This window comes from Fictibacillus gelatini DSM 15865 (genome assembly GCF_000430745.1).
GTDB lineage: Bacteria > Bacillota > Bacilli > Bacillales > Fictibacillaceae > Fictibacillus_A > Fictibacillus_A gelatini.
Window position 1 is genome coordinate 1 of record NZ_AUMP01000031.1, and the last position, 16,127, is coordinate 16,127.

The following is a 16,127-nucleotide window of genomic DNA, read 5'->3' on the forward strand; positions in this document are numbered from 1 at the left end:
GCCCCTGCCGATCCCTGGGGATACTGAGTTCTTCTATTCGTCCGTACTTCGTGTCTAAGCCCCGTGGGTAATAGCCGTTACGCTGCAGCTTTTGATCCGGGTTTTCTACTTTGATGAAATTCTTGATCTCCTCCTGAAGCAGGAATTCAATCTTCTCTTTCAAAAAATCCTTTACCATTTGATCCAATTGATTTTGTGACAGAATATCAGTTATACTAAAATTCATAGTAGGGTCTCCTCTCGTTCTGGAATCTTCGACAATTCCGAGAGTACCCTACTTTTTTTATTTTGAGAAGGCCTTCTTTGACTTACACAAGATATTTTACATCATCATCATTTTTCAACTGATTACATCGTTTACATGCGCAAACACAATTCTTTGGTGTAGTTAATCCACCTTTTGACTTTGGGGTTAAATGGTCAATTGTATCACCATATTTTCCGCAGTAAAAACAGGTATAGGAGCTTCTTTCGATGATCAAATGCCGAAATTCCTCTTTGTTGTATAATTTATGAATCAACCCTTCGTGAACAATCCCTGCAGCTTCTTCAGTAACCAGTTGTGTAGCAATCTGTACAGGAACATAGTATTCAAAAAATCTTCCATTTTTCTTTTTTTCCTTCACTTTAATGTCACCGTACGATAATAGTGATATATCAAAGCTATAATTGCACGGTATTGCAGGAAGAATTTTTTCATGTTTTCTAGGTTCACAGACTTTACAATAAGATTTCCTTGCTCCGGAACTGCGCTTTCGCCCGGTTCTAGGTGGGAATTCAGAATAATATTTTATTTGTTCGCAAATCTTGCATTTTTTATAGAGAGGACATGCATGTCTTAAATTCATAGTAAACACCTGCATTTTATTCCTAACTAACCTTTAATTTGATACAGTTTTTCTTTGATTTGTTTCCTGCTTACCTGAGTATAACGAGCAGTTGTAGCAATAGCCGGTGTACCTTTTTTTGTGACATGACCAAGATAATATGCGATTTCTTCAATGGTCCAACCAGATTCCCGGGCACGGTGTGCAAAGTCGTGACGCAAATGATGGAACGTTACATCATGAATCAGATCCCATTCATCCTTAGTTGCTAGTGACTTTAGTTTTCTAAACCAGTGGTGAATTCCTGCCTCTGTTAACTGTTCACAGCGTTGTGATGTAAAGACATATGGGCTATCCTTTATTCGTTTTCCATGCTCCAAGTAATTGGAAAGTGGTCGGCGTACCTGGTTCAATAAATCAATCTCCCTCCTCTTCCCTCCTTTGTATCCGACACGTAGCCACCCGATTTTCGGACCGATGTAAGTATCTTTTACCATTAACCAAGACACGTCACTTATACGAAGCCCGGCCCAATATCCAAGTGCAAAAATTGCTTTTCCTCGGAGATCACCTTCCCGTTCCACAAGATTTCTCAATACATAACGCTGATCTTTACTCAATTCACGCGGAGCTAATAATGGCTGTGGTGGAATGTCAACGCCTCGAGTCGGATTTTGCTGTAGTAATCCCTTCTCCTCAATTAACCAGCGTGCAAAACTGGATGCTGCAGATTTGATACGATTTCGATGGTTAATACTATATCCCTCGTCCTCTAAATAACTTAAATACATTTCCATAGCCGTTTTTGTAAATTGCTCCGGTTGGAATTTTCCTGCACTTCCGGGTTTAGCTGAAATCCATTCTGTCAATTGATGAATAGAACGTATGTATGCATCAATCGTTTTCGCTGATTTTCCAGAAATATACGCTTTGTATTCTTCAATCAAAGGTTTGGATTGATGTAATGGAATGACGTTAGACATTCTCTTCCCTCCTGAAAAATTTCTGTTACGAGTTTTATACCCCAATAGGTTTTACTCTTTCTTACTTCTATCTACACTTTCGTTAAGTGAATGTTTCTTTAATATCTTAAAGAAACAAAAAAGGAAGGTATTTTTAATTTTAAATCGAATGTAAAATTTGTGACAAAAAATTTACATTATAAGGGGATGAAGGGATAGAAATGAAAAAACTTATTTCAGTATGTCTTATGGTTGGGGTTTTGTTAATTCCAACATCAGCATTTGCTAAAGATGGTCCAATGATGGGGGCAGGAGAGTGGGATGCCAAATATGACAATCCATGGTTTTGGTTATACAAAGATTATCAGAAGAGTTTTGATAATTGTGTAAATACAACTTCGGGTGGCGGTGATTTTGCGGTTCAAGTCTCAAATAATTCACTACCTGGGAATACATGGATTGTATGGATTTGGGAGCTTGATGGAACTGGTGTTGACGAACTTTATGAAACGCGTTCACGTTTTGCTAATGACTTTCTTTCTTTTCCAATAAAACCAGATGGTGATAATGGTAAGGCTGAATTACAGGTTTGTGTTGGAGTTGCAGAATATCAATCGGAATATGTACGTCTCCAGCTTTGGGACTAAGAGAAACAAATTTTAAGTAAAAACTGAGAATGAGAAAAAAATTGCTCACTCTCAGTTTTTACTTTGTTGATATCCATTATCTATACTACACTTAATATATATAAAACATTGATTACAATGAAAAAGCTTAACTGATTAATTTAGTTCTTTATTGTCCCTGCTTCTAACAATTATTTTATAAGGCTCTCCATCGATTAATTGATCCAATTGCTCTGCTTTAATATAATCTTTTATCATAGCTTCGATTTTTTTTGCTTTCCGTTTTGCCATCAAATCTGAACTTTTAATATAGGTTTTAAAAATCAACTTTGTAGGAGCGGGATGAAAGTCAATCGCTATATCGTATGTCTGGTATTTAGTTTTGCCGATTACTTCATCTTTAATAGGATTTATTATCTTTATCATCCATCGTCTTACTTTTTCTTCATTTAGTTGATTTTTTATCTTTTTTTTCCTTACAACTTTCACCGTATAAGCATCATAACCATGTTCTTCTAAAACATTATCAACGAATTTTCGTACCTTATTGTCAACTGTTTTTTTCTCTGTACTAGGCACTGTAATATATATATACTTTTTTTGTGAAATAGGGTCAACGTGACAACCTTTGCATATTTTTTTTAGTCCCTTATGTAATTGCATATGCCAATTTAGATTCGTTTCAGATTTTGCTATAGCAATTTGAGGTATAAATATCATTCCTAGCATGAATAAAAGAATAGTTCCACTAAGCAGCCATTGTCTTGAGTTATTCACTAGAGTGTCCCCCTTATGTAAAGCTTTTTGTATTATTTGGTTTAGTTTTTTCTTTTTTATTCGAGTTTATTCACCAAACCCTTGTTGGGGTAAAACCAGCAATTGAACACCTAAACGCAATCTGTCCAATTACTGGTATCTACTTTGCGAAAGATAGGACGTTAGCTACCTCTATCCCTAGTAGCCTCATTTTTCATACGAAGAATGCGGCTTTAGATCGTTAAAAGTAAATAACTTTTTTTGCATTGAAAAAAAAGCAATTGGGGGAGCAATCGCCTTTTGGATCAATGGAATAATACAGCATATGCAAAAATCTCCGCCATCTTGAATCATAAAAAGAAATTGTTATAATTTCGTTCAGTAACGAATGGACAAGCCAAATCCGTTTGTAAAAGGTTATCGATATGAAGAGTTTCTTTACTTGTCCACCAATGAAATTCAATCGGGTGAGATTGATTTTTGGGAATGATGATTAAGAAAAATGGCAAATGCTCTAAATTAAATGGAGCAGCATAAAACACCACCTTTTTTTCACATACAAATGTGATATTCTTAACCAATTTTTTAGATGATTAACCGTCAAATGGCTCATAACACGGTTTATTATCCATTTCAATGTAGCGATATTTTCGATTTGACAGGCTTTTCTAAGCCAAAAAAGAAGGTCGTTCAAGTAGTTATGATCTTGATTCGTAGCAAAATAGTACTCAGTCGAATTGAAAAATGGAACCTCTTTTCGTTTTAAGCCCAAGTCATAGACACTGTCTGCTCCTTCAATAAATTGCCTCCAATGTACAAATGAAAAAGCATAGGGGCAATTTTTGAATGGTTTGTATGGACTATAGTTGAAATTTAATGTGGTCAATCGCCTAATACAACTGGAATGATTATCAAAAATCTTTTGAATATGTGACACGATGGACCTTATGGTATCCCTCGATGATTGATATATTTCCTTTTTTAAATTGAATTCATAGTGTTCATCTTTTAGTTGTAAATTGCAAATTCGAGATGAAAATGTAACTTTTCGGTGAATCTCCGATCGATTGGTCTTATAGTTTGACGAAACAGCTTCTAATATAAATTCCATCACTCCATCATTTTTTTGCAAATCCGAGTCAGGATGAATATTTAGAAAAAACTTTTCATGAACATTATTTAAATTAAAAGTAATCCAATATTTTAAGGGATTAAATTGGTTTTGAATACTCATTTGTTTCCAGGCAACTGGATAGCGTTGCCCATTTTTTAGTGAAAATAAAAGATGGCCACATTTACATCGAAAAGGCTCCTTTGTGTACCGATCCGTTAATTGATAAAACATTGTCCTTTTACATTTGGGACAACCTTCAACAAATGAAACATTATGAAATGGGCAACGATGAATCAGACTAAATTGATGAAAAATACTGTGGTACCCTATTTTAATGCACTTGGGACAAAGCTTTAATATTGTATGAAAGTAGAGTTGCTGATCGTCTTTCTGGAAAATGTTGGTGAGCATATTAATGGTACGTCTATTAACCTCTTTGATGGATAAACCGAAGGCTTTCTTTAATAAAGATTCGTCTAATCCTTCTAAAGTAATTAAATTGCAAGCTTTTTGGCTTAAATTCGAAGCTTTTAGACTTTTACTATATGTTGTACCGAACAAATCAAATAAATCCTTAACCGTAGCTCGATTGGCATATTTAAACTTTTCAAATATACTCCAGGGGGATTCATAAGGAGATATCCATTCCTTTCGCCAAGTAAATGGTTGTGATTGCAACGGGGAGGCGTCGTTTATATATAGAAATCTTCTTTTTATCGGCATTTTCCCTCCCCCTATATGATCTCCTGATGAATTTCTGCTTCTACGTAACCCGACTTCAATATGGCTTCTTCCCAGCAAGCCGTAGTTAACCAGTCCAAATTCTGTCCGTTAGCTCCAAATTTTCGAAGCGCATATTCTACCGTTAACGTTAAGTATTGCATCGGAATTTCCACAGGTTTTGTTAGCCCAGCTTTCCGTCGTAAATCATTAAATATCTTCATTAATTCTTCTGCGCAGTGTTCCAAACGGTATCCTTTATTAAAGGCTTCCGGGAAAAAATAACGGGCATACGACCACTCACTTCCTATGGGGTATTCTGAATCGTGATCATATCCTGACAAACAAGGTTTTAAATCTTCAATGTTGCGAATACCGGTAAACTCGTATTCATGAACCATAAATCTTCCTATAATTTGCGCTTTTTTTGCCCGTATGAAAGCTGATCGTTGATAAAGTAATTCATTTTGGCCAACAAGAATTACGGTTAGATGAATACCTACGCAATCTAATTCATTATAAATATCCATCAACCATCCATAATGTAACTCGTGTAACCGATGAGCCTCGTCTAAAAACAAAATGATCCGATGTTGCTGCGACTTTTCTCCTTGTTCAATTAAAAATCTAGTTAATCGATCCCGTTTAATATTGGCCTTTCCACTAAAGGCCAAATTGTGCCCGATATCCTTTAATATATCTTCAAAAAATACGCCTTCATTCGCATTTTTATAGTGACGACAGATGATCTTATAAACAGGAAGGTTTTTTATATTCATCAGGTAAGATTTTCATAATGTAATCAATAGCCTTGCTTTTTCCTAAACGAGGTCTGCCATAAACGATCGCACCGGGAGCTCGGTTATCAATCCATTGGCAAATCGATTCAAATAATCGATCAATTTCATTTGTGGCAATAAGGTATCTCCCATTCTCAACTGGATGGCTTCCTTTAGGAACGTAAGGTCTTCCCAATTGTTCAGAAATACTTACCATTTGTTCCAGTTTCAACACTTCTCCTCCTTTCTTAATAAGAGATAGTTTTTGTCAATCGTCTTGAAGAAGGTTTATCTGTCAATTGTTCATGTTTCTGTCGTGTTTCTAATCCTTCTAATTCGTTCTGCTTTTTGCTTTTTTCAAGATTCTTCTGATCGTTTAGTTCCTTAGATGAATATTCTTCGAGATAGCGATTTAATGTGGACAGTGTATTTCTGACATTCTTTTTTTTCCTTGATTCTGATTCTAAGTACCGTTGTAAAATTTCAACAGGGTCATCCTCATTTAAGACATGGATGATTTTTCGATTACGCAGTTTATTGAGTAATCTTCTTGTTTTTAAATCATGTGGGGAAATCCCCCATTTTCCTGACGCAGTTAATGTTCCAAATTCACTTCCATCCGGTAAATAGGCATGTATGGATCTTAAATCTTCGGTATTAACCAATAAAGTTAGTTTCGTTCCGATTAAATCGTAGGAACGCGATAAAATTTCATTGTGATACACAACGCCTTCAAAATTAATATGCGGCCGTTTTCTGTGTTGCCTATTTCCCTTGATCACTCGTTCTACTTTCATCGAGAAAAATGCCACCTCATTTCTTTGTTCCTCAGGGATTGTTCGAATAAGCATACCTCGTGAAACACGTTGTTGCAAAGCTTCTAACGGGGTTAAATTAATGATCCCTTCGTGTGGAGTTGCATTATAATTGGCAATAAGGACGTCCGTAATTTCCTCCAAATGTGAGGACAAAATTCTATATTTAATAGCCTTTTGCTCCGCGTCTTTTCGTAAAGGATCTCTAGGATGACTGCCTGTTGTACTTGGCAATTGATGATAACTGTTATCTTCTAACGTTTTAAAAAATCTTTCAATAATGGCTCGACGCTCTGGCACACGAACCGGCCCTGCATTCACGGCGCAACCAACGATTTGTGTTAAACGATCACGTACTATGTTTGATAAATTTGCTCTGGCATTGTCATAAAGGAACTCATCCCATAAACCCCATTGTGCTTCTTTCAATGAATCTGAGGGAAAGCTTCCATTTGAAGAATACTTTAAACCTGGGATGGTTAACGATTTGCGTTTCCAGGGAACGACTGCATTTCGTATGCAACGTAGGACGTCGCTAGATGAGTATTCTTTGTTTAAACAAAGATGATGACCCAAAATCGCTCTTGTAGCAACATCAATAATGACTAATAGCCAAATTCGGTTCATAACTTCGATAACCTCGTCCCCTTCAGGGGTTTTAAAAACGACAGCTATAGCTGTGTCAATGCGGTGACCGTCAAATTGAACACGTTGATAAGGACGAATAAGCAAAGGGGAATTTTGATTTTCTTTTGTAAAAAAATCATGCTTTGATTGGGCTTCGTGATTTAGAAAGTGAAGTTTTTCTAGTTTTTTTGTATAGCGCTGAAGTGCCTTTTTAGCATTGGTTTCTGTATTAAAGGGATAGTCATTTAGTGTAAGGCCAATCTCACGACAAGCATTTAGAAATTTTTTATGAAGAACTTTTTGGTTAATCTTAGAGGTCTTTTTGCGGTTTTTTAAATAGTAATTACGTATAGTCTCTTCTATGGAAGGATAAGTTTCAAGAAGTAACTCAAAAGCGCCAACTAAATTTGTTGATACGCCATGGGATAAATTTTTACGTTTATATTGTTTTATATGTTTATAAGGGATTAATGCTCTAAATCCCCATATTTCTCCATATTCGTCCGTTTGCAAACATCGTTTTGTATATTCACGAATATGTTTTCTACTAATACCAGTAAGGGCTGATACCAGTAAGGGCTGATACCAGTAAGGGCTGAAATTTCCTTTAACATTTTGTCGTTTTTAAGATATAGTTCAACCGCCTGTTTTCTTTTTAAAAAGACAGGTTTAAATTCATCGTCAATCTGATCCAATAAAACATTTGGCCATAATGAAGTGTCTAAATGTTTTGGATTTATGTTATCGTTTTCAAAAAATCTATTTCTAGACATTCGTCCACACCTCCAAACTAGAACCAATCGGGGTAGTATCAACATTTGCTTGTATTTGTCCATGATATAGGAGCCAAAAGATTGCTTCTCTTATTCTAATACGGTCGAGGGCCAAATAATGGTCTAATTCAGCGATTGTACATCTTTTTACTTTGGAGAGATATCTTTTTATGTTGTATAAGTCTGTTTCAACGGGATGAGGACGATTGCTTATGTAAGGTAAGATTGTTTTCATATTTGAAAGTAAAATATGGTTTTCTCGAATGTCTTTTTCTGTTTTAATAAGAAAGTCTTTTTGGTGATGTTTACACCATAGTTGTTGGATAATCGAGGCAAGTTTAACGGATCGATTGCTAACAGAATATTGAACCTCAACAAACTGTTCCTCTCCGTTTTCCCATTTAATCCACATATCGAACATCGCTTTTACTATTTTTCCGTTGTAAATTTGTTTTATTTCAAGTGGTCTTTCACAGAAAGCTTGTATTTTCGGGTTTGTTTCAATTAGAATCCAATAGTCATATTCTAAGTCACTAAAAAGACGAACATTTCTTTGAACTTTTGGGCTATACGCTTCCCAATAGTTGTTTCCAAACTTACTACTTCGCTTAATTGGAATCGGTGAATACATGAATTATCACCTCGCGATCTAGCTTACAAACAATTTCTTAAATTCTACATGAATCTGCTAATTCCTTCTTTGATATTAAATTATTTTGTAGGATTCTGCCTTTTTATTACTGTTAGTAATGGAAATAATGAACCCACTTTTACCTTCTGAAACGGCAATGAACCCACTTTTATGTACCATTCGTAGGACTTAAAAGTGGGTTCATTAAAATTGTAAATTACTAGTTTAATGGTGATTTTTGATTACATTATGAACCCTCTATTATGTCCTTCTACAAAATGTACCAAATGACATCATTATAGTGATTGCTTCAGCAACTGTCACAGGCATCATCCCCCTTTTCTCTTTGGGAGTGAGCCGACCGCCCTTTAGAGAAAGCCGCATCTATTGCTATCTTTATTATTCCATATACATAGAAAAATTTGATAAAAATTACCCCGGGACCAACGTAGCTGTTACCAGGCGTAAAATGAAAACTTTGTGAATGATTCCGATTATTAAAGGATTTAATGACCTTGCTCAAGAAAAGAAATAAAAAATAAGACAACTGGAGGAACTGATGAATCGTTGGATAAACCATTTATTAAGCACAAATCGCGGGACATTTGAAATATTTGTAAAAGGTGAAGGTGAGCCTCTTTGTGTCACACATCTCTACTCTGAATTTAATGAAACAGGCGATTAATTCGCTGAGGCATTTACAAAGACCAATAAAGTGTTTTTAATTAATTTGAGAGAAGTCGGGAACTCGGAAAAAGCTTATGAGTCTTACCAACTAAGCATGTTGGAAACCATATTTGATTTAGAAGCCATTCGTGAAACGTTAGGTTATAAGAAATGGGGCTTTGCCGGCCATTCAACCGGTGGTATGTTAGGCGTTATCTATGGCATCCATTTTTCAAGCAGCTTGAAGTTTACTGTCATTGTTGGAGCAGCAGCAAGGGATTATTCGACATTTTCAGCGGATTGTATTTATAATCCAAAGCATCCTCAATTTAACCGGATGCAGGAATTAATCGAAACGTTAAAGCGCTCCGATTTATCTGCAAAGAAAAGAAATGAGCTTTCATCCGAAAGAACAAAATTGTCCTTATATGAGCCGGACAAGTATCATGAGTTATTTAACTTAGGCATTAAGAAGAAAATGTCCGCAGCCCGGTTAAATTACTTTAATCGGGAGTATCCAATATTTGATGTGACAAAAAAATTAAAGTTGATTTCAACCCCAACATTAATCATGTGCGGAAAATACGATGTGCAATGCCCTGTAACTTATTCATTCGAAATGCATGAGCAGATCCCTAATTCAAAGCTGGTCATATTCAATAAGAGCAACCATTATCCTTTCCTTGAAGAGGCTGAAAGGTTCGAGAAAGAACTTATTCATTTCAGAAATAATATCCTATAACTACAAAAAATATTGTTGCTATTTTTTGTAGTACTGCCGTTAAAGATGTTTTTCATCCTAATGGCTTAAAGGCTCAGTCACAGGGCTGCTTTAGGGCGGGAAACAGGTAGAAATATCTCGTTTGTGGAAGGTCACAAATGCTGTAGTCCGATGCGATTTCCTTCAGAATCTTGAAAGAGCCCCAAATAGCCGGCCTCGCCAGTATACGTTTTCTCCATTATCACCTTTCCACCTGCCTCATTAACCCGTGACAGAATTGTTGCCAGGTCGGGGCTTCCGTCCAAATACACAGTGACTCCGTCTACTGCTGGTTTGTGATTTGGGCCTTGAACGAGAGCCCCCCCATTAAACTTCTCCTGAACAGGGAAAAACGCATAATCACAATCACCCATCGCCATTTTTGGCATTTCAATCTTAAAAATCTGCTCGTAAAACGTTTTGGCTCGTTCCATGTTGCTAACGGGAATTTCGACCCAAATAAATAAACGCTGCATGATACTTCAACTCCTATTTGTTTTATTTTTGCGATCTCGTTTAACCACCAAGAATCACGTATTCTCATTATCATTTATTCTTTAGTATATAAGTATATAACAATTGGACTGCACGCTAACTACCGAAGGATCCCATCAGCTTTAGCCGTGGAGGTGTCAAAGCCTTTTCTCTAAAATGATTTTCGGTTCCCCTTTTTCGTCGGTATATGTTCCAACGATATCGAATCCATGGCGTAAATTTAAAATGAGCATGTTCTTCCATTTGTTTTTAGTTTGCGTGCGGATCACATCATAACCCTGATCCTTGCACCATTCGTGTTGTTTAAGCATGAGTTTTGATGCAATCCCTTGATTGCGATACTCCGGATCAACTCCGCCCAGCCAGCTGTAGAACCTGCCCTTGCGATCCTGATAGCCGATTTTATATCCAACAACACGGTCTTTATGTACTGCAACCAGTATAAGGAACTGAGGTCTCCAGGATAACTCTTCCTTGATCGTATCGGATCTTTTCGATGAAAAAATGCTTTCATGTAGTGAACACATGCTGTTATACCAGTACGATTCTACTTCTAAATTCGTGAACGCCTCATATTTCAAGTTAATCCCCTCCTGGATGAGTGTTGCCACAATGAAATCTCTGAAGGAGAAGTCATAAAATATCTTTCCCTTTATCTATTTTGCAAATTTAGTTTGTATTAACAAGTATGCCTTTTCGTATCCAGCCGACTTCCCCGTCTTTTTTATTAAGTCATATCCGGAACAGCTATCATCGATGATGGAAACGAGTTCTCCTTTCTTTACGGATAATAGCGCACAGGATAAATCACTTTTCACAGTTAAAAGCCCTGGTTGATTTTGTTGTTTAAGATATTCATTTTTTACATGCAGCAGCTTGTTTGTTTCTTGCTGTTTGCATAAAGAAAAGTGTTCGCCTTTTTTAACCGGAACAACATCATAAAATGGATATGCAATCGAACCAAACATTTCAAGTTCTGCATGGTATTCTTCTGACACGTTAGCATTCGGCAAATGATCCACGTATGTATACGAAAATCTATCTTCGGAAGGCGACCTGTCAATGATAAACGCATTTAATTGTCCGGTTGGTTTAATGACGTTTCCTCCATCAATGGCAATTATTTTTTTCTCACGGTCAATGATCGGATTATGAGAGGGGACATGTGAACTATAATTGACAACCGACCAATGCCCGACGATGGCAAACTTGTCTGCGTGATGTGACTTTTCCAGAAAAGATGGCATTGTTAAGGCAGTCGCCCGATCTGTATCTCTCCAATTCTCAATCTCTTCTAAACCCGCATGGACAAAAATATAGTCTTCTGTTTCGATCGCAGTTGGCAAATCCGACAGCCATTTCATTTCTTCTGAAAAATGATGGATTAAACGTTTTTTTGTATCTTTGACGTTCGTTTCATAGTTAACATAATACCCCAATTCCTTCAGCCATTCGTTGAGTAAAGAACGCTTTCTCGTACGTAAGTAGTTATTTAACTTTGGATTTTCATTCAATAGGTCTTCTACTAACGTATCGCAATTCCCTTCTATGACGTAAACGTTTGGATGATTAGCCGAAAGTTCCATTAAGTACCTTACGACGCCATTGCTGTTGCTGCCTTTTTCACAAAGGTCGCCATTGATGATTAAGTAATCCTACGCTTCAACATTCACCTTTTCTAGCAACCTTTTAAAAAGCTCTAATTCTCCGTGAATATCGGAGATTACAATAACTCTTGCATTCGCCGGGAGTGATAATTGTTTAATTTTGTTCAAAGGTAATGCTCCTTTACTTGTTACCCACTTTATTTCGTTTACCAGTATACTTCGACAAACTTCATGTTTGCTCCTTTTTGTTCAGAAAAATATTCAAAAATAGCCAGTCATATCATTCCTATTGAAATGATAGACTGGCTATCTTTATAGCAATCAATCAGTCATGAAAGTTCGTGCCATCTGTTGTGGCTTTAACGATCCCGGCGCGGATGACAAAGTCGCCGAAATGCTCACCTTTTTCTCGTTCTTTGGCGTAGCGGGAAAGAAGCATCCGCAATTCTTTTAAAATTTCCTCTTCCCCGATGTTTTCACGGTACATTTTACTCAGGCGGCTGCCGTCAAATGCCGCGCCAAGGTACATATTGTATTTTCCCGGCGCTTTGCCGATAAAACCAATTTCAGCGAGTGCATGGCGCGCACAACCGTTCGGGCACCCCGTCATGCGGATCGTAATTTCTTCGTTCTGCAAGCCGTTCTCTTCAACGATTTTCTCAATTTTATCGATAAGACTTGGCAAGTAGCGTTCAGCCTCCGCCATTGCGAGACCACATGTAGGAAGAGCGACACAGGCGATCGAACTGCGGCGAAGCGCAGTATATTGTTTCCCGTCTGTCAACCCGTATTGGTCGATAAGCTCCTCGATCTTTTTCTTCTTCTGGCTGGAAACATTGGCAATCATTAAATTCTGGTTTGCCGTCAGGCGGAAATCTCCGGTATGGATTTTAGCGATTTCACGCAAGCCCGACATCAGCTTGTAATCATCAAAGTCCGTAACGCGGCCTCCTTCGACAAACAGGGTGAAATGCCATTTCCCTTGAATACCTTTCACCCATCCATAACGGTCACCGTTATGCTCGAAATGATACGGCTTTGCTTCATCAAGTCGCCAGCCAAGGCGGTTTTCCAGCTCAGCCTTGACGACCTCAAGCCCTAGCCGGTCAACAGTGTACTTGAACCGTGCATTTTTGCGGACGGAGCGGTTTCCGTAATCTCGCTGAATCGTGATCGTTTTTTCCGCGACTTCGTAAAGTTTGTCTGGCGTACAGAAGCCGATAATTTTAGCGAGCTGCGGGTATGTTGCTTTGTCACCGTGCGTCATCCCCATGCCGCCGCCGATAGCGACATTAAAACCGAGAAGCTTCCCATCTTCCACAATCGCAATAAACCCGAGGTCTTGAGAAAAAACATCGATATCATTGGATGGAGGAACAGCAATGCCGATTTTAAACTTCCTTGGCAAATAAAGCGGACCATACATTGGTTCAACTTCTTCTACTTCCGGTGTGCCTGCCACTTTTTCTTCATCAAGCCAAATTTCATGATAAGCTCTTGTACGCGGCAATAAATCATTGCTTAATTTTTTTGCCCATTCATAAACTTCGGCATGAATTTCCGATTGATATGGATTCGAGGTACACATGACGTTACGGTTTACATCGCCGCATGCCGCAATCGTATCTAAAAGAGCTGCATGGATTTCCTGGATCGTTTTTTTCATATTCCATTTTAAAATCCCATGCATTTGGAACGTTTCTCTTGTCGTCAATTTCAAGGTTCCATTGCCGTATTTTTGCGCCAATTCATCCATGACGAGCCATTGATCTGGAGTCGCTACACCGCCTGGCAAGCGGACACGCAGCATAAACTGATAGGCAGGTTCAAGCTTTTGCTTTTGCCGTTCATTCCTTAGGTCCCGGTCATCTTGCAAGTAACTGCCGTGAAATTTCATAAGGCGGTTGTCATCATCAGGAATGCCGCTACTAATTCGATCAAGCATCGATTCCTTCAATGAACCGCGCAAATAATTGCTTTCTTCTTTAATCCGCTCAACATCGCTTGGTGGGCCTTCTGGTGCTTTTAAACTATTATTGACCATGTCGAAAACTCCTTCTATTCCATAATCAGTATACATCCCGCTGGTAGCGTCTTTTCTGTTGCATATCGGCAAGGTAGGCTTCTGCTTTTTCACGGCTCATGCCGCCTTCTTTTTCGATAATCGAAAGCAGCGTGTGATGGACGTCATGAGCCATATTTTTCTCATCTCCGCAAATGTAAACTGCCGCCCCTTCCTCGAGCCATTCAAACAGTTCTTTGCTATGTTCAAGCATACGGTGTTGCACGTAGACTTTTTCCTCCGTATCCCGGGAAAACGCAACATCCATTTTCGTTAACACGCCGTCTTTCAGCCATTTTTGCCATTCGGTCTGATAAAGGAAATCCGTTACGAAATGCTGATCTCCGAAAAACAGCCACGATTTTCCTTCGGCACCTATTTCTTCGCGCTCTTGCATAAAGGAACGGAACGGTGCGATGCCTGTGCCCGGTCCAACCATAATGATCGGCGTATCCGGATTTTCCGGCAGCTTAAAGTTTTCGTTATGCTGAATGAAAATAGGCAGAGTGTCGCCCGGCTCAAGGCGTTCAGCGCAAAAGCTGGAGCAAACCCCTTTACGTTCACGTCCGTGTGCATTATACCGGACAGTGCCAATCGTCAAATGCACTTCGCCCGGATTTGCAGTCAGGCTGCTTGCGATCGAATATAGTCGTGGTGGAATTTTACGGAGTACGGAAACAAACTCTTGTGCTGATCCCCCCCATAAACCAAAATCACGGACTAAATCAAGCAAATCGCGTCCTTCTATATATGCTTTTAATCGTTCTTCATTGCCTGGAGATAAAAGTTCCCATAAATCTTTATTCTCCGATAGCTTAGCCACCTTCTCAAGAAGCGATTTTGATAGATTCGTAATTTCATAATGGGAAGTAAGAGCTACTTTAAGAGATCGGATGTCTCCCTGTTTATTAATGGTTACACTTTCTTCAGCATCCCATTTCAGCTCTTCAAGAAGCTGGTCTACAAGTGAAGGATCGTTTTCTGGATAGATGCCAAGACAGTCGCCCGGTTGATAGGATAAACCAGACCCTTCAAGGGAAATCTCAAGGTGGCGTGTTTCCTTATTCGAACCGCGGCCGTTTAAATTTATATTTTCAAGCACTTCTGCTTGAAAAGGATTCGATCTTGAATACGTTGATTCTGCTGTTTGCTGTGTTGTTAATGGCCTGTTTGAGGCATTGGTATCCCCCGTTTTACTTAACCTGCCAAGCACTCCGTCCAACCATTCACCTGCCGGCTCATCAAAATCAACGTCACAGTCAACCCGCGGATAAAGTTGTGTTCCCCCGAGCTCTTTCAGCCGCTGATCAAATTCTTTTCCTGTTTGACAAAAATGCTCATATGAGCTGTCACCTAATGCCAGTACAGAATAGTTTAGATCGGAAAGTTTCGGGGCACGTCTGCCATGAAGGAATTCATGAAACGAGAGCGCGTTATCAGGTGGATCGCCTTCTCCGTGTGTGCTCACAACTATTAGAAGGTTTCGGATTTTCTTTAAGTTGTTCGGCTTGAAATCGCTCATTGCCGAGACCGTTACTTGAAACCCTTTTTCCTCGAGCGTTTTGCCAGCTTTTTTCGCAAGTCCCTGTGCGTTTCCAGTTTGTGAACCGAAAAGGATGGTAACTTCCTTTGAAATCGGCGTCTCATGGTTTCTGGCGGGAAATGCTCTTACGTTATCGTCTAAAGTTGCTACCGAAGAAGAATGGAATGCTGTAAGATATCCGCTCAACCAGACTTTTTGAGACCCGGTCAAAGTTGGCAGAAGACGGTTAAGGAGCTCCACCTGCTCCTCATTAAATGGACTGTTGATTACCTGAAGTTGCAACGATACCCACCTCACAAAAAAATATAAACTCATCATTCACTTATATTTAAATGACTTGTTTTAGCAATTCGTACAATTCGCT

15 protein-coding genes and 2 pseudogenes are annotated in these 16,127 nt (G+C 38.6%); 2 read left to right on the top strand and 15 right to left on the bottom strand.

Annotated features, from left to right (window positions below; translation table 11 throughout):
• The 3 genes from H538_RS23890 to H538_RS0113940 all read right to left on the bottom strand — a co-directional run.
• The coding region (locus H538_RS23890) for a transposase (RefSeq protein WP_026677951.1) at window positions 1-226 on the bottom strand (226 nt) is incomplete at its 3' end.
• 82 nt (window positions 227-308) lie between these two features.
• Entirely contained in the window at window positions 309-848 is a 540-nt protein-coding gene (locus tag H538_RS25600; RefSeq protein WP_081412666.1) for an HNH endonuclease, read from the bottom strand.
• 26 nt (window positions 849-874) lie between these two features.
• Entirely contained in the window at window positions 875-1,810 is a 936-nt protein-coding gene (locus H538_RS0113940) for a tyrosine-type recombinase/integrase (RefSeq protein ID WP_026678140.1), read from the bottom strand.
• Window positions 1,811-2,010: 200 nt separating this feature from the next.
• On the opposite strand from H538_RS0113940, the gene H538_RS0113945 reads away from it, so the two are divergent.
• Window positions 2,011-2,436: a hypothetical protein gene (locus tag H538_RS0113945; protein ID WP_026678141.1), complete on the top strand. Its 426-nt coding sequence runs from the start codon at window positions 2,011-2,013 to the stop codon at window positions 2,434-2,436.
• A 135-nt stretch (window positions 2,437-2,571) separates the two neighbouring features.
• Here H538_RS0113945 and H538_RS0113950 read toward each other — a convergent pair whose 3' ends face one another.
• The 7 genes from H538_RS0113950 to H538_RS0113970 all read right to left on the bottom strand — a co-directional run bounded on the left by H538_RS0113950 (window position 2,572) and on the right by H538_RS0113970 (window position 8,630).
• Window positions 2,572-3,192, bottom strand: a complete 621-nt coding sequence (locus H538_RS0113950) for a DUF4030 domain-containing protein (protein WP_026678142.1) — start codon at window positions 3,190-3,192, stop codon at window positions 2,572-2,574.
• A 493-nt stretch (window positions 3,193-3,685) separates the two neighbouring features.
• Window positions 3,686-5,008 (bottom strand): hypothetical protein, encoded by a 1,323-nt coding sequence (locus tag H538_RS0113955; protein WP_026678143.1) that lies wholly within the window; start codon window positions 5,006-5,008, stop codon window positions 3,686-3,688.
• Window positions 5,009-5,019: 11 nt separating this feature from the next.
• Window positions 5,020-5,784, bottom strand: coding sequence for an ATP-binding protein (locus H538_RS23900; RefSeq protein WP_322786412.1), 765 nt, complete (start codon window positions 5,782-5,784; stop codon window positions 5,020-5,022).
• The gene (locus tag H538_RS27065; protein WP_322786413.1) at window positions 5,756-6,016 is read right to left on the bottom strand and encodes a hypothetical protein; all 261 of its coding nucleotides are present in this window, start codon (window positions 6,014-6,016) and stop codon (window positions 5,756-5,758) included. The genes H538_RS23900 and H538_RS27065 overlap by 29 nt, the downstream gene beginning before the upstream one ends.
• A 16-nt stretch (window positions 6,017-6,032) precedes the next feature.
• Entirely contained in the window at window positions 6,033-7,739 is a 1,707-nt protein-coding gene (locus H538_RS23905; RefSeq protein ID WP_154657980.1) for a DDE-type integrase/transposase/recombinase, read from the bottom strand.
• Complete coding sequence (locus H538_RS23910; protein ID WP_035350942.1) at window positions 7,694-7,999, bottom strand: hypothetical protein; 306 nt, start codon at window positions 7,997-7,999, stop codon at window positions 7,694-7,696. The genes H538_RS23905 and H538_RS23910 overlap by 46 nt, the downstream gene beginning before the upstream one ends.
• Window positions 7,992-8,630: a PDDEXK family nuclease gene (locus H538_RS0113970; protein ID WP_026678144.1), complete on the bottom strand. Its 639-nt coding sequence runs from the start codon at window positions 8,628-8,630 to the stop codon at window positions 7,992-7,994. Before H538_RS0113970 ends, H538_RS23910 begins: the two co-directional genes overlap by 8 nt.
• A 559-nt stretch (window positions 8,631-9,189) precedes the next feature.
• On the opposite strand from H538_RS0113970, the pseudogene H538_RS23915 reads away from it, so the two are divergent.
• Window positions 9,190-10,038 (top strand): annotated as a pseudogene (locus H538_RS23915) (alpha/beta fold hydrolase).
• 131 nt (window positions 10,039-10,169) lie between these two features.
• On the opposite strand, the gene H538_RS0113980 reads toward H538_RS23915, so the two are convergent.
• The 5 genes and pseudogenes from H538_RS0113980 to H538_RS0114000 all read right to left on the bottom strand — a co-directional run bounded on the left by H538_RS0113980 (window position 10,170) and on the right by H538_RS0114000 (window position 16,045).
• Window positions 10,170-10,532 carry a VOC family protein gene (locus H538_RS0113980; protein WP_026678145.1) on the bottom strand — a complete coding sequence of 121 codons (363 nt, stop codon included), beginning with the start codon at window positions 10,530-10,532 and terminating at the stop codon, window positions 10,170-10,172.
• 156 nt (window positions 10,533-10,688) lie between these two features.
• Window positions 10,689-11,132: a GNAT family N-acetyltransferase gene (locus H538_RS0113985; protein WP_026678146.1), complete on the bottom strand. Its 444-nt coding sequence runs from the start codon at window positions 11,130-11,132 to the stop codon at window positions 10,689-10,691.
• An 88-nt stretch (window positions 11,133-11,220) separates the two neighbouring features.
• Window positions 11,221-12,326: pseudogene (locus tag H538_RS23920) on the bottom strand (metallophosphoesterase).
• 157 nt (window positions 12,327-12,483) lie between these two features.
• The gene (cysI, locus tag H538_RS0113995) at window positions 12,484-14,202 is read right to left on the bottom strand and encodes an assimilatory sulfite reductase (NADPH) hemoprotein subunit (RefSeq protein ID WP_026678147.1); all 1,719 of its coding nucleotides are present in this window, start codon (window positions 14,200-14,202) and stop codon (window positions 12,484-12,486) included.
• 25 nt (window positions 14,203-14,227) lie between these two features.
• Entirely contained in the window at window positions 14,228-16,045 is a 1,818-nt protein-coding gene (locus H538_RS0114000) for an assimilatory sulfite reductase (NADPH) flavoprotein subunit (RefSeq protein ID WP_026678148.1), read from the bottom strand.
• Window positions 16,046-16,127: the final 82 nt, after the last annotated feature.